Raw genomic sequence first — 14,097 nt, 5'->3', positions numbered from 1 at the left:
TGGTGGTGGATTTAAAGCAACGAAAAATGATTCATCTAATCGGACTGTAAACGTAACACAACAATTGCTTGATTGGTTAGCTGAACTCAAAGAAAATAATAGCAATATGGTATTTGAAAATGCACGTGGTCAGATCCCAACTTCAGCGGCTGCAAATAATACATTACGCGCGCTCTTAAAACAAGCCAAGATCAAGAAACCATCCTTTCACTTCCATTCGCTACGTCATACACATGTTGCCTATCTACTTAGCAAAGGGATCGATATTTTTGTTATTTCTAAGCGATTAGGTCACTCGGATCTATCTACTACGACTGATACTTATGCCTATCTTATCCATGAATATCAGCAAACACAAATAAGTGAGATCAAGAAAAATCTCGCTTTGCTGGCTGAGTAATTTGTGCAACATTTGTGCAACAACTTTTCAAATTCCTACTGTTTTTAACTGTTTTTTCAATAAAACAAAAAAGGCAAAACGCTGATATAACAACGTTTTGCCTTTTCTTAACTGGTATTAACTTCATTTAAAATGATCCGGGTGAGATTCGAACTCACGACCTACGGTTTAGAAGACCGTTGCTCTATCCAACTGAGCTACCAGACCATCGCAACAAAGTTAATTATACCGTCTTTTTATGATCAAAGTCAATCATTTTCAGATGAAAATTTATAAATTTTTATCTTGTGATCTTATTCATTTTTTAGTGCCTTAACTAAACGATCCAAGAAGTTTCCTTCATCAGCAACTTCATCGCCCGAAGCTTCTGCAAAAGCCTTCAATGCGATCTTTTGTTGTTTATTTAGACTCTTTGGTGTTTGAACTTTCACTGTGACACGTTCATCACCATTACCTGTTCCATGCAATCTCGGTGCACCTTTACCACGTAAGCGGAATGTCGTTCCCGTTTGCGTTCCAGCCGGGATCTTCAACTTAACATCTCCGTGAACAGTCTTAACAGGGATCTCAGCCCCTAAGGTAGCCTGCACAAATGTGATCGGTTGTTCTAAATAGATCTCAGAGCCATCACGCTTAAAGGTATCACTTGGTGCAACATTAAAGACGATAAATAGATCGCCGTATGGACCACCATTTACCCCAGCTTCACCTTGGCCTTGCAAACGCATTTGATTGCCATCTTCGACCCCTGCTGGCACTTTGACTTCGACTGCATGCTTCTTACGGATATGACCGGAACCATGACATGTAGTACACTTTTCTTTGATCTCTTTTCCAGTACCACCACAGACATCACATTCTTGTTGTGTCATGATACGACCAAGTGGGGTTTGACGCTCAACTTGGACAAAGCCACGACCACCACAATGTGAACAAGTCACAGGTGATGTTCCTGGTTTAGCACCAGTGCCGTTACATGTGTCGCAATCTTCTTCACGAGTATATTCAATTTCAGTCGTCTTACCAAAAATTGCTTCTTCAAAGGTCAAGTTCATTTCATATTGCAGATCACGTCCTTGACGTGGCGCTGTTCGTGAACGGCTAGCACCGCCACCACCAAAGAATGAACTGAAAATATCGTCAAAACCGCCGAAGCCACCTTCAAAGCCGCCACCACCAAAGCCTTGCCCAGCACCGCCAAAGCCTTGAGCTCCAGTTGAGCCAAATTGATCAAATTGAGCCTTTTTCTGCGGGTCACTTAAAATCTCATAAGCATCGTTTATCTCTTTGAATTTTTCTTCTGCCCCAGCTTCATGGTTTAGGTCAGGGTGATACTTCTTCGATAGTTTGCGATAAGCGCGCTTGATCTCATCAGTAGATGCATCTTTGGAAATACCTAAGACATCATAAGGATTCTTTTCCATGTTTCTCCTCCAAATAATTGGTTATTTGCCGTGCAATTACACTTAAATTTAGATTAACATAACTGCTTAAAAATAAAAAGCCAAAGTCCACAAAGGGCCTTTGACTTTTCATTTAGCCATTGTAACGATTATTTATCGTCAGGATCGACTTCTTTAAAGTCGCCATCTACTGTGTTATCATCAGCAGCGTTGTTTTCGCTAGCGGATGCACCATCAGCTTGAGCTTGGCCTTGAGCTTGTTGTGCTTGTTGGTAAAGTTTGACTGACACATCTTGGATGATCTTTGTCAAATCATCTTTCTTAGCTTTCATGTCTTCAATGTTATTTTCTTCTTGAGCTTTCTTCAATGCATCACGTGCATCTTCAGCTTTCTTCACTTCGTCATCAGACACTTTGCCTTTGATCTCTTCTAATGTCTTATCTGTTTGGAAGAGCAATTGATCTACTTCGTTGCGTAGGTCAACTTCTTCTTTACGCTTCTTATCAGCTTCTTCATTTTCCTTAGCTTCCTTGACCATACGATCGATCTCCTCGTCGGATAGACCAGATGAACTCTTGATCGTGATCTTTTGTTCTTTGTTAGTTCCAAGATCTTTAGCAGATACATTTACGATACCGTTCTTGTCGATATCAAATGTAACTTGGATCTGAGGAACACCACGTGGAGCTGCTGGAATATCTGTTAATTGGAAACGACCTAAAGTCTTGTTGTCAGCTGCCATTGGACGTTCACCTTGTAAAACGTGAATATCAACAGCTGGTTGGTTATCAGCAGCAGTTGAGAAGACTTGTGACTTAGAAGTTGGGATCGTCGTATTGCGATCGATCAATTTTGTAAAGACGCCACCCATTGTTTCGATACCAAGTGATAATGGGGTAACATCAAGTAAAACAACGTCTTTAACATCACCAGTGATGACCCCACCTTGAATAGCTGCCCCTAAAGCAACAGCTTCATCAGGGTTAACAGATTCGTTTGGTGTATGACCAGTTTCAGCTTTAACAGCTTCCTTAACTGCAGGAATACGTGTTGAACCACCAACTAAGATGACTTCATCAATGTCAGCATTTGTTAGACCAGCATCTTGTAAAGCATTACGTACAGGGATCTTAGTTCTTTCGATCAAATCATGTGTCAATTCATTGAACTTAGCACGTGTTAAAGTTGTTTCTAAGTGCAATGGACCAGCTTCACCTGCTGTGATGAATGGCAAGGAGATCTGTGCAGAAGTTACACCAGAAAGGTCTTTTTTAGCCTTTTCAGCAGCATCTTTAAGACGTTGCATTGCCATCTTATCAGTTGAAAGATCAATACCATGTTCTTTCTTGAATTCTGCTACTAACCAATCGATGATCTTGTTATCAAAGTCATCCCCACCAAGGTTGGTATCACCGTTTGTAGAAAGCACTTGGAAGACACCGTCGCCAAGTTCAAGGATGGAAACGTCAAATGTACCACCACCAAGGTCAAAGACCAAAACTTTTTCATCTTTGTCTTGCTTGTCCAAACCATAAGCTAAAGCAGCTGCTGTTGGTTCGTTAACGATACGTTCAACTTTCAAACCAGCGATCTTACCAGCATCTTTAGTAGCTTGACGTTGTGAGTCATTGAAATAAGCTGGAACTGTGATAACAGCTTGAGTAACTTCTTCACCTAAGTAGCTTTCAGCATATTCTTTGATATATTGCAAGATCATTGCTGAAATTTCTTGTGGTGTGTATTCTTTACCTTCGATATCTACTGTATAACCTGCTTCGCCCATGTGACGTTTGATCGAGCTGATCGTATTTGGGTTAGTGATCGCTTGACGTTTAGCCACTTCACCAACTTGAGTTTCACCATTTTTAAATGAAACAACAGATGGAGTTGTCCGGTTACCTTCTGGATTTGTAATAATTTTTGCTTCTTTACCTTCAAGAACAGCAACTGCTGAGTTGGTTGTCCCAAGGTCAATACCAATGATTTTTGACATTAAAAATTCACCCTTTTACAAAATTATTGTGCGACAACGACCATTGCTGGACGTAAGACGCGATCTTTTAACATATAGCCCTCTTGTAAGACTTGAACGATCGTTTCAGGTGCTTGCCCTTCTTCGACCGGCACTGACTTGACCGCTTGATGTTTTGTCGGATCAAATTCTTCACCCAACGAAGCGATCTTTGTCACATCATTACTTTGCAAGGCCTTATCGAGATCTCTTGCAACGATCTCGATCCCTTGCTTGAGCTGTTTTGAACCAGCATCTTCAACTTCTGTTTGCAAGGCACGCGTCAAATTATCAACAACTGGTAAAATATCACGTGCTAGATCTTGACCTTCATAACGAAGAAGTTGCTCTTGTTCTTTTTTGAAACGCTTAGTCATGTTCGCCATTTCTGCTTCTGAACGGTAATAGCGATCTTCTAATTCATCATATTTTTTTTGCAGTTCAGTTAACTGATCAGTCAAAGCCGTGACTTCATCAACAGCTTCTTCTTTCTTTGGATCATCCACTGAATCATTTTTTACTTCAGTTTCATCCGGTGCTGTTTGCTCTGCTGCAGCATTTTTGATCTCTTCTTCTGCCACATCAACACCCCTTTTCCTATAAAATTAATTTAAAACTTTTGATAATAATCGTTTATCCTCTTAGTCAGTTCATCACGAAAAACAGTGATCAGACCGATCATTTTTGAATACGGCATATTTGTCGGACCTAGGATCGCGATCGTCCCCTGTCCATGGTTACCGTCATCAAAAGTAGCTGAGATCAAGCTATAGTTTTGTAACAAAATACTTGGTAATTCATCACCCAACTTAACGGAGATCCCATTTTTAGATGGATCCACCAAACTGCCGATCCCTTGAGTTTGATCAACTAGAGAATATAGCGACTTTATCTGTTCAAGTGAGGCATCTTTGGAAAAATCCAAAAGATTCATCTTACCCCCTACATAAACCTGTTCCTTAGCTGCACGATTCAAGATATTCCCAAAAACATCAATGAAACCAGCAGGTTGATGTAAGTAACGGTTCAAAAGGGGCAAACATTCATTAAGCCTGACGATCACCTGTCTTAGTGGTAGACCAACGACTCTATCATTGATCAGACGGATAACAGCTTCGAGTTCACTGCCACTTATCCCACTTGGCATCGTAAACGTCTGACTCTCAACGGTACCGTCACTTGTCACCAAAATCACCATTACCTGTTGATTGCCAAGCTCTACAAGTCTAAAACCCTCTAAGCGTAGATCCTTAGCTTCAGGTTTGAGCGAAATAGCAGTGTAACTTGTCAAATCGGATAAGATCTTAGCTGAAGTAGCTAGGATCTCATCGATCTTCTGAAATTCATTTCCAAAAGAGTTGCGAATATCATGCAAAGCATTACGATCAAGTTTGCTAGGTTTCATCAAATTATCGACATAATATCGATACCCCTTAAGTGAAGGGATCCTCCCTGAACTTGAATGTTCCTTTGCAATATATCCTTGCTGTTCGAGAACCGCCATCTCATTGCGAATGGTCGCTGAACTCACATGGACCGGTAATTGTTGTTGTAAAGTCTTCGATCCGATCGGCTGCCCCGCTTCTGTATAATTGCGGATCACAGCTTCAAGGATCAATAACTGTCGCTCAGTCAACACTACGATCACCTCTTTTAGCACTTAACACTATGGAGTGCTAAGTCAATTATTAATATACACAACTCTTAGCAATCTGTCAAGCAGAGTGCTAATTTTCATTTTGAACATTGAGCAACGCTTCAGAATGCCGTTTATCAGCCTCTAATTGTACGACTAATTCAGTGATACTATTAAATTTCACCATTGGCCGCAAATAATTTTTCCAATAGACCGTTACTTTTTTGCCATAGACCATCGCAGAAAAATCAAAGAGATTTACTTCTAATGTCTTAGCTAGATCATCACCAAAAGTTTCATTATGACCGATCGAAGCCATTCCTTGGTATCGTTTACCATCCAATTCTACTTCAACAGCATAGACCCCTACTGCTGGCAATTGTTTGTAAGAACTCGTTTCAATGTTCAAAGTTGGAAAACCTATCTGCCGGCCACGTTCAAAGCCATGTACCACTGTCCCAGTCGTTTGGTAATCATAACCTAAATAGTGAGCTGCAAGTTCGACTTTGCCACTCGCTAAAGCTTCCCTGATCCCAGTCGAACCAACTTTTTCATCTTCTTTTAGTAGCTCGACAGTCTGGATCTCGAATCTATTTTTAGCATACTTAGGCAAATTTTTCATATTAGCGACTGTATGGGGCCCATATGTGTAATCACTGCCAGCAGTTATCCCTACTGCATTTAGACCTACGACATATTTATCGATAAATTCTTGGGGCTTTAAATACGCAAGCTTTTCGTCAAATTTGACCACATAAGCAATATCTGCTCCAAATTTTTCAAATAATGATAATTTTTCGGTGATCGTCGTCAAATATTGGATCTTTTGCGGATCACGATGCTGAAAAATAGCACTGGGATGCCGATCAAAAGTCATCACAGCTAGCTTGACACCCATTTTTTTTGCTTGTTGTTTAGCTGCCTTGATCACGGCTTGATGTCCACGATGGACTCCATCAAAAAAACCTAGTGCTAAGACGATCCTTCCTGAATAGATCTCACTTTTAGCATACGGTTCAGCTAATTCAATAACTTTCATCTCTGTTACCCTCTTTGAGTTAGATCAAGCATTTGCTCTGAACGAAAAACATCTTTTTTGTCATCATAATAATAAAGCGCCCGTGCTTTATCACCATACATCAACAAGATCTTTGACGTCTTATCTTTAAAAATATTTGCTGGTAAAAAACCACCATTTTGAACCTTTTGCCACTGTTGTTCAGTCAGGATAACTTTCGGATAGCTTCGAAAAGCATATTCAAGTGGATAAAGGTAAGTCTCTAGTTCTTCTGGAGTGGCATTAGTCAGCTGTTCAAGGGTCACACTCTTCTTTAGATCAAAGCCCCCACTTTGCAGACGGGTCAGATCTGACATTACAGCTGGTACGCCTAAAATTTCGCCTAGATCTAACGCTAAAGTCCGGACATAAGTTCCTTTACCACAACCGACTTCAAAATAAAGCGTTTGTTGTTTTTTAGCTACATCATATGTGCTTGGTTTAGTCTGCTTAAAATAATCGACTGTGATCTTTCTTTTGGGGCGTTCAACACTTTGCCCGGCACGTGCGTATTCGTAGAGCCGCTTACCATCGACCTTGACTGCAGAATACATCGGCGGGGTCTGAATTATCTCACCTGTCAGCTGTACCATTGCTTGATCGATCTGTTCTTGACTAAAAGGTCGTTCGATAGCTTTTTTAGCAATAACTTCACCATCAAGATCTTCAGTTTCTGTTGAAAAGCCTAAAATTATCTCACCTTTATAAACTTTTCCCGAAGCCATCAAGTAATTGACTGCCTTAGTTGCTCTACCGATACAGATCGGTAAAACACCATCAACATTGGGATCAAGTGTACCACTATGCCCAACTTTACGTGTTTTAAAAATTTTCCGGCATTTAAAAACTGCATCGTGGCTCGTCATACCACGATCTTTATTCAAAGGAAGGATCCCGTCCATTTTTTACCTCTCTTTTCTAAAAAAAGAAGCTAGAAAAATTTTTCCAGCTTCTTTTTATCTACACATAATTTTTAAATCATGATCGATCAATAAGGATTACTTTCTTGCTGGTGTAGCTTACTTAAAAGCTCATCGATATGATCACCGTAACGTACTGATTCATCCCGTTCAAACTTAATTTCAGGCGTTACATAAATACGCAAGCGTTGGCCCAATTCACGCCTGATCAAACCTGTTGCTTTATCTAAACCGATCTGTGTTTTCTCAGCATCAGAAGCCAAATTAGATAATGTACTGTAGTAGATCGTTGCATGTTGCAAGTCACCTGTCACTTCTACACCCGTGATCGTCACGCCTTGTACTCGAGGATCACGCACACGCTTAGTCAAAATGTCATTGACTTCCCTTTGGATCTCTTGTGATAACCGACCCACACGATAATGTTGTGCCATTCAAATTCCTCCTCAAATCAAATATTAGTCTTGTGGAACTTCTTCCATCACGTAAGCTTCAATACGATCGCCTACTTTGATATCATTGTATTTTTCGATCATCAGACCACATTCGTAACCTTGTTTTACTTGTTTAACGTCATCTTTGAAACGCTTAAGTGAAGCAAGTTTACCTTCATAGATCACGATACCATCACGGATAACGCGGACACCACTATCACGTTGGATATGACCATCTGTGACATAGCCCCCACCGATCGTACCTAACTTAGATACTTTATAAGTTTCACGAATTTCAACTTCACCGATGACTTTTTCTTCAAAGACTGGTTCTAACATACCCTTCATCGCAGTTTCAACTTCATCGATCGCCTTATAGATAACGTTGTGTAAGCGAATGTCGACCTTATCACTTTCAGCTTGGAGCTTAGCTTGTGGGGTCGGGCGTACATTGAAACCGATGATGATAGCATTTGAAGCTTCAGCCAAGGTAACATCAGATTCATTGATCGCACCAACCGCTTGGTGAATGATATTTACTCGAACACCTTCAACGTCGATCTTCTTAAAGCTTTGTGCTAAAGCTTCAGCTGAACCTTGCACATCGGCTTTGATGATCAGATCAACTTCTTTTAGATCCCCTTCTTTTAAGGTATCAAACAAGTTATCTAAGGTCACATGCGTCGTTTGGTTGCGTTCTTTGATCAAGGCACGTTTAGCACGTTCTTCACCAGCAGCCCGTGCTGTCTTTTCATCATCAAATGTAATGAAACGATCACCAGAATCAGGAACATCGTTTAGACCTGTGATCTCAACTGGAGTCGCTGGAGTTGCTTTCTTGATCGAACGACCACGAGCATCAGTCATTGTCCGCACACGGCCAAAGGTGTTACCCACAACGATCGGATCACCAACATGTAATGTACCATGTTGCACGAGTAATGATGCAACAGAGCCCTTACCTTTATCTAGACGAGCTTCGATAACTGAACCTGCACCATGTTGCTTAGCGTTGGCTTTCAATTCGAGCATTTCAGCTTCAAGTAAGATCATATCGAGCAATTCTTCTAAGTTCTTATTGAATTTAGCTGAGATCTCAACGAAGATCGTATCGCCACCCCAACTTTCAGGGATCAATTCATACTCTGATAATTGTTCCATGACGTGGTTTGGATTAGCGCCTGGTTTATCGATCTTATTGACCGCAACGATGATCGGTACATTAGCAGCCTTAGCGTGGTTGATAGCTTCGATCGTTTGTGGCATCACGCCGTCATCAGCGGCAACGACTAAGACAGTGATATCAGTGATATCTGCCCCGCGAGCCCGCATGTTAGTGAAGGCAGCGTGTCCTGGTGTATCCAAGAATGTGATCGTTTTGCCTGAGTGACGCACTTGGTAAGCACCGATATGTTGCGTGATACCACCAGCTTCGCCAGCTGTAACATTGGTATGACGTAATTTATCCAATAACGTTGTCTTACCATGGTCAACGTGACCCATGATCGTTACAACTGGTGGACGTGAAGTCAAATTATCTTGATTATTTTGTTCTTCTTCAAAGAATTTATCGATATCAGCTACGTCAACTTCGATTTTTTCTTCTGCCTTGATACCGTAATCAGCTGCCAAGATCTCGATCGTATCTTTATCAAGGGATTGGTTTTGGTTGACCATAACACCCATCATAAATAACTTCTTGATGATCTCAGCTGGCTCACGGTGGATCTTTTTAGCAATATCTGCCACGTTCATACCGACTGTATAGACCAAAACTTCTGGCAATGGCTTGTTTTTACGTGGAGGAACTGCTGGTTTATTGTTCTTTTGATTGAACTTCTTATTTTTGTTTTTCTTGTTCTTTTTATTGAACTTATGGTTGTTATTATTCCCGCCAAAGCGATTGTTTGAAAACTTATTTTTCTTTTGGTTGTTGTTTTGGCTATTGCCTTGGGAATTATTGCCACGATGTTTTGTGTTATTCGCGTTATTATTATTGTTGTTGTTTTTTTCCATACGCTTCCCTGAATGCCTTTCATTATTTCTTTGTGCGGATGCTTGATTTTGATGCTTAGAATGATTAGTATTCCGCGCATTTTGGGAGTTTTTGTTTACAGCAACATTTTGTTTTTTCTCGCTGTTTTCTTTTTTAGGAGTCGCCTGCTGTTGTGAACTAGATTTAACTGGTTTAACAAATGAAGCTTTAACTTTAGCTTCAGCAGCTTGGTCTAAAGATGACATATGGTTGCCAACTTTAAAACCATTTTTCTTTGCAACTTCAATTACTTCTTTGTTGCTAACGTTTAATTCCTTAGCCAGTTCATAAATCCTTTTTTTACTCATGACTTCACTCTCCTTATTTTCAAGAATACACACCTACTCGATCCCTGATCAAATAAGCTCTGTACTCTTCGATCAAGAAAAAAGAAGCTGGCGTATCTTCTTTCCAAAACCAGGATCGGTAACTGCGATCAATGAACGCTTGACGCCGATCGCAGCACTTAACTCCTGTTTTGTAAATTCTGTTGTTAATGCTACATCATAGCTCTTACACTTATCAGTGAATTTCTTTTGGGTGCTTTGCCCACAATCGTTTGCCATCAACACGACTTTAGCTTTTCCGGAACGAATCGTTGCTAAGACCAGATCTTGGCCTGTAGTCAACTTGCCAGCCTTCCGAGCTAATCCCAGTAAGTTTAGAGCTTTTTTTTGTTTGATCTTATTTTCCATTGCCAAATAATTCTGCTCGTGCAACTTGGTGATCGACATATGCCACTAGCTCATCATAAAAAGCAGGTTCGATCTTAACACCAAAAACTTTATCAAAAGTCTTTTGTTCTCGAGCTTTCTTTGCGGTAGCCACATCTAAATGAATATATGCACCCCGGCCAGCCTTTTTACCAGTTGGATCAAGACTCACTTCATTTTCTTTGTTTTTCACGACGCGTACAAGTTCTTTTTTAGGTTTCATTTCACCAGTAACAATATCTTTGCGCATTGGGATCTTGCGTTGTGCCATGTTTGTGCCCCCTATTCTTCAGTCGTTTCGATCGAAACTTCTGCTTCTAAAGCAGCCATATCGGATTCAGATTTGATATCGATCTTGTATCCGGTCAAATGCGCTGCTAAACGAGCATTTTGCCCACGTTTGCCGATCGCAAGTGAAAGTTGATCATCTGGCACGATCACCGTGCAGACACGTTCATTTTCAGGGTCAAAGCGAACTTCAACGATATTAGCTGGATTCAAAGCATTTGAGATATACTTAGCTGGATCTTCACTCCATTCAATGATGTCCATCTTTTCACCATTCAATTCATTGACGATCGCTTGAACACGTTCACCCCGTGGCCCCACACATGTTCCGATCGGATCAACGCCTTCTTCAGCCGAGTAAACCGCCACTTTAGCACGATCACCAGCTTCACGTGCGATCGATTTGATCTCAACGGTACCATCAAAAATTTCAGGCACTTCATTTTCAAATAGGCGCTTCAATAGATCTGGGTGTGAACGACTAACGTAAACTTGTGGCCCACGATTCTTACGACGCTTCTTGCCATCTTTATTTTCAACTTCTGGTTCATTGTTGTTAGCCGATGGATCAACGACTTTGTAGATGTAGACTTTGATCCGATCATGTGATTTGTAAACTTCACCAGGCACTTGATCTTTTTTAGACAAAACAGCTTCAACATTACCTAAATTGACATAGATATAACGGCTATCATGACGTTCAACTTCACCAGAGACGATCTCATTTTCATACTTGCTGTATTGGTCATAGATCATTTGGCGTTCTTCTTCACGCACACGTTGCATGATCACTTGTTTAGCTGTTTGAGCTGCGATCCGTCCAAAATCACGTGGTGTCACTTCAAAGCGGATCGTATCACCAACTTCATAAGCTTTGTTGATCTCTAATGCATCTTCTAAGCTAACTTCCAAGCGTGAGTCAAAGACATTGTTGACAACTTCTTTGACGGAATAGACTTTGATGTCACCTTTACGCTTGTCAAATTCAACTTCTACGTTTTGAGCTTTATCATAATTTCGCTTGTAAGCTGAAACTAAAGCCTGTTCCAACGCATCGATCACAATTTCTTTTTTGATTCCTTTTTCTGTTTCAAGCGCATCTAATGCGTTAAGTAATTCCTTACTCATGGTTTGATTCTCCTTGTAAAAATAATCTTTTAAAATTTAATTGCGAGCCGCGCCTTAGCAATTTGCTTGCGTGGGATCGTGATTGTTTTTTTACGGGTCTTATCCATATATTCAAGTGTCAACTCATCTTTGGATAATGCTGTCATTGTTCCTTCATATATTTTTTTACCATCGAGCTGTTGGTAAAGTGAAATATTGATATATGAGTTCAAAGCACGTTCATAATCTTTTTCTTTTTTCAATGGACGTTCTGCCCCTGGCGAAGAAACTTCCAAATAATAAGCTTGTGGAATTGGATCTGGATCGCAATTATCCAACTTCTCACTAAGTTGGTCGCTGACAAGGGCACATTCTTCGATGTTGATGCCCCCTTCTTTGTCGATAAAGACACGCAAATACCAACTTTTTCCTTCTTTGACAAATTCGATATCAACTAATTCAAAGTGATGATCATCCAAGATCGGTGTAACTAGCTTCGTTACTGTTTCTACAACACTCACGCATTAGCCCCCTCTAAAATAACTTGCAACTCTATTGTAACGCATTTTTTATTCCAATAAAAAGAGTGAGCATCTCTGCTCACTCTCACGAGTTATCAAAATACAAAACTAATTATAACATTAAAAACTTAAGAATTCAAGGTCAAGGCTGCTAGATTTATGGAACACTAAAAAACGATCATAGTTTCACTTCAAACTACGACCGCTTTTTAATTATATTTTACAACTATCCAACATTTTTCTTAATCGATCAAATTCATTTTGATCCATACACAATTGATCAGCTAACCACCGATCAGATAAATTCAATTCGTGGATCCTATTAAAAATTTTCCCGATATTTTTTTTACCATAGCCTATTTGAGTCCAATTATGTCTGATAGTACTTGCTAATCGTCCAGTACAGGGCTTTTTGATCACAACTACTGGCAAAAAACCTTTTTCACGCTCATAGATATCAGCATATTCAATGATTACTCGATAGCGATAATAACCATCGACAATGATATAGATTTCTTCGTCCTTATCATAATAACAAACTATTGGTAATGTATAGCCGTCACTTTTGATACTTTCATGCAATAATTTCATCTCTAAGGGGGCAAAGTCATTTTGCCGATAACTACTTGGCCTTATCTGACTTACATGGATCGCCTTAGTTCCATAAACTGGACTAGTACATTCTTTCATCCGATCATCTACCTACCTTTCAATAAAAAACAAAAAAGGTCGCAAGTTTATTTTGCGACCTCTGAAGCTAACTTATTAGCTAGTTTTCCTTACGTTTTTTGAAAGCGGTCAATCCAAATGTACTTGCAATAGCAAGTAAGAATAAGCCTAGGATCCCTGCCTTAGTTTCAGTCTTGTCTCCTAATTGTGCCAATTCTTGTTTTTGTTTTGTATCAGTTTGAATGCTTTCTGAAGATCCTGTAGGCGTAGTTTTTTCACTTACTCCATCTTTAGTGACCTCCGTGACATGAACAGTAACTAAAACTTCATCTGTTGAACCATCTGGATAAGTTACTACAACTATTCCTTGCTTATCTCCAGGAGTAGAAACATCGATCTTTTCTTTCCAAGAATATTTTGTTCCCTCAGGAAGGTCATCTTTATTTTTGATACCTTGACTTGGATCAGGGAGTTTTCCTTGTTCAACAGTAACATCTTTTCCTTTAGGGTCATTTTCTTCTGCATCAGATCTCACATGGACCTTTACGATAACATCTTCACTTGAACCATCTGGATAAGTAACAGTTATCGTTCCTGTTTTATCGCCAGGCTCTGTTATGTCAGGTTCTACTTTCCATGCATACTCTGTATCTTTAGGGAGATCGTCTTTATTCTTGATCCCATCTTCTGCTGGTGGAAGTTTACCTTTAGGTGTTTCGATCGTGTCAGGAAGTGGCGTATACTTATCTGCGTCACTTTGGGTTGCTTGGTATTGTGCTGTATATGTGCCTGCTTTCACGATCGTTGTTGGTAACGCTGGGCTCCAGGCATCTGTACCAGCTTTTTGTTCGAATCCTGTATTGGCATTTACTTGTGGTAATGTCAATTCAGTCAACGCTGTA

Annotated in this window: 15 protein-coding genes and 1 tRNA gene; 1 reads left to right on the top strand and 15 read right to left on the bottom strand. The window is 40.1% G+C overall.

What is annotated here, in order from left to right:
- Nucleotides 1-400: site-specific integrase (locus Q9Q35_RS06570; protein ID WP_304652667.1), on the top strand; the 400-nt coding region annotated here is incomplete at its 5' end.
- Between the two features lie 133 nt (nucleotides 401-533).
- Here the strand turns inward: Q9Q35_RS06570 and Q9Q35_RS06565 are convergent.
- The 15 genes from Q9Q35_RS06565 to Q9Q35_RS06495 all read right to left on the bottom strand — a co-directional run.
- Nucleotides 534-607: transfer RNA gene (locus Q9Q35_RS06565), tRNA-Arg, on the bottom strand.
- Between the two features lie 86 nt (nucleotides 608-693).
- Nucleotides 694-1,824 (bottom strand): molecular chaperone DnaJ, encoded by a 1,131-nt coding sequence (gene dnaJ, locus Q9Q35_RS06560; RefSeq protein ID WP_304652666.1) that lies wholly within the window; start codon nucleotides 1,822-1,824, stop codon nucleotides 694-696.
- Nucleotides 1,825-1,952: 128 nt separating this feature from the next.
- Nucleotides 1,953-3,797, bottom strand: coding sequence for a molecular chaperone DnaK (gene dnaK / locus Q9Q35_RS06555; protein ID WP_304652665.1), 1,845 nt, complete (start codon nucleotides 3,795-3,797; stop codon nucleotides 1,953-1,955).
- Nucleotides 3,798-3,820: 23 nt separating this feature from the next.
- A complete protein-coding gene (grpE, locus tag Q9Q35_RS06550) occupies nucleotides 3,821-4,396 on the bottom strand; it encodes a nucleotide exchange factor GrpE (protein ID WP_304652664.1) in 576 nt (191 codons plus the stop codon).
- Between the two features lie 29 nt (nucleotides 4,397-4,425).
- Nucleotides 4,426-5,454 carry a heat-inducible transcriptional repressor HrcA gene (hrcA, locus tag Q9Q35_RS06545; RefSeq protein WP_304652663.1) on the bottom strand — a complete coding sequence of 343 codons (1,029 nt, stop codon included), beginning with the start codon at nucleotides 5,452-5,454 and terminating at the stop codon, nucleotides 4,426-4,428.
- Between the two features lie 88 nt (nucleotides 5,455-5,542).
- Nucleotides 5,543-6,490 carry a riboflavin biosynthesis protein RibF gene (gene ribF, locus Q9Q35_RS06540; RefSeq protein WP_304652662.1) on the bottom strand — a complete coding sequence of 316 codons (948 nt, stop codon included), beginning with the start codon at nucleotides 6,488-6,490 and terminating at the stop codon, nucleotides 5,543-5,545.
- Between the two features lie 5 nt (nucleotides 6,491-6,495).
- The gene (truB, locus tag Q9Q35_RS06535; protein ID WP_304652661.1) at nucleotides 6,496-7,410 is read right to left on the bottom strand and encodes a tRNA pseudouridine(55) synthase TruB; all 915 of its coding nucleotides are present in this window, start codon (nucleotides 7,408-7,410) and stop codon (nucleotides 6,496-6,498) included.
- An 86-nt stretch (nucleotides 7,411-7,496) separates the two neighbouring features.
- Nucleotides 7,497-7,862 (bottom strand): 30S ribosome-binding factor RbfA, encoded by a 366-nt coding sequence (rbfA, locus tag Q9Q35_RS06530; RefSeq protein WP_004047989.1) that lies wholly within the window; start codon nucleotides 7,860-7,862, stop codon nucleotides 7,497-7,499.
- A gap of 24 nt (nucleotides 7,863-7,886) precedes the next feature.
- Nucleotides 7,887-10,205 (bottom strand): translation initiation factor IF-2, encoded by a 2,319-nt coding sequence (infB, locus tag Q9Q35_RS06525; RefSeq protein ID WP_304652660.1) that lies wholly within the window; start codon nucleotides 10,203-10,205, stop codon nucleotides 7,887-7,889.
- 72 nt (nucleotides 10,206-10,277) lie between these two features.
- Complete coding sequence (locus tag Q9Q35_RS06520) at nucleotides 10,278-10,592, bottom strand: ribosomal L7Ae/L30e/S12e/Gadd45 family protein (RefSeq protein ID WP_304652668.1); 315 nt, start codon at nucleotides 10,590-10,592, stop codon at nucleotides 10,278-10,280.
- Nucleotides 10,582-10,881 (bottom strand): RNase P modulator RnpM, encoded by a 300-nt coding sequence (rnpM, locus tag Q9Q35_RS06515; RefSeq protein ID WP_010689155.1) that lies wholly within the window; start codon nucleotides 10,879-10,881, stop codon nucleotides 10,582-10,584. Before rnpM ends, Q9Q35_RS06520 begins: the two co-directional genes overlap by 11 nt.
- An 11-nt stretch (nucleotides 10,882-10,892) precedes the next feature.
- A complete protein-coding gene (nusA, locus tag Q9Q35_RS06510; RefSeq protein ID WP_304652659.1) occupies nucleotides 10,893-12,026 on the bottom strand; it encodes a transcription termination factor NusA in 1,134 nt (377 codons plus the stop codon).
- A gap of 29 nt (nucleotides 12,027-12,055) precedes the next feature.
- A complete protein-coding gene (gene rimP / locus Q9Q35_RS06505) occupies nucleotides 12,056-12,526 on the bottom strand; it encodes a ribosome maturation factor RimP (protein ID WP_304652658.1) in 471 nt (156 codons plus the stop codon).
- Between the two features lie 213 nt (nucleotides 12,527-12,739).
- Nucleotides 12,740-13,216, bottom strand: a complete 477-nt coding sequence (locus tag Q9Q35_RS06500; protein ID WP_304652657.1) for a ParB N-terminal domain-containing protein — start codon at nucleotides 13,214-13,216, stop codon at nucleotides 12,740-12,742.
- Nucleotides 13,217-13,295: 79 nt separating this feature from the next.
- The coding region (locus Q9Q35_RS06495; protein WP_304652656.1) for a Rib/alpha-like domain-containing protein at nucleotides 13,296-14,097 on the bottom strand (802 nt) is incomplete at its 5' end.

The sequence above is a fragment of the uncultured Ligilactobacillus sp. genome (assembly GCF_948826705.1).
GTDB lineage: Bacteria > Bacillota > Bacilli > Lactobacillales > Lactobacillaceae > Ligilactobacillus.
This window is presented reverse-complemented; position numbering and strand designations above follow the sequence as displayed.

Bases quoted from the DNA above. Each gene is read 5' to 3' on its own strand.
- dnaJ (WP_304652666.1), bottom strand. From the start codon at position 1,824: ATGGAAAAGAATCCTTATGATGTCTTAGGTATTTCCAAAGATGCATCT.
- dnaK (WP_304652665.1), bottom strand. From the start codon at position 3,797: ATGTCAAAAATCATTGGTATTGACCTTGGGACAACCAACTCAGCAGTT.
- ribF (WP_304652662.1), bottom strand. From the start codon at position 6,490: ATGAAAGTTATTGAATTAGCTGAACCGTATGCTAAAAGTGAGATCTAT.
- truB (WP_304652661.1), bottom strand. From the start codon at position 7,410: ATGGACGGGATCCTTCCTTTGAATAAAGATCGTGGTATGACGAGCCAC.
- rbfA (WP_004047989.1), bottom strand. From the start codon at position 7,862: ATGGCACAACATTATCGTGTGGGTCGGTTATCACAAGAGATCCAAAGG.
- infB (WP_304652660.1), bottom strand. From the start codon at position 10,205: ATGAGTAAAAAAAGGATTTATGAACTGGCTAAGGAATTAAACGTTAGC.
- Q9Q35_RS06520 (WP_304652668.1), bottom strand. From the start codon at position 10,592: ATGGAAAATAAGATCAAACAAAAAAAAGCTCTAAACTTACTGGGATTA.
- rnpM (WP_010689155.1), bottom strand. From the start codon at position 10,881: ATGGCACAACGCAAGATCCCAATGCGCAAAGATATTGTTACTGGTGAA.
- nusA (WP_304652659.1), bottom strand. From the start codon at position 12,026: ATGAGTAAGGAATTACTTAACGCATTAGATGCGCTTGAAACAGAAAAA.
- Q9Q35_RS06500 (WP_304652657.1), bottom strand. From the start codon at position 13,216: ATGAAAGAATGTACTAGTCCAGTTTATGGAACTAAGGCGATCCATGTA.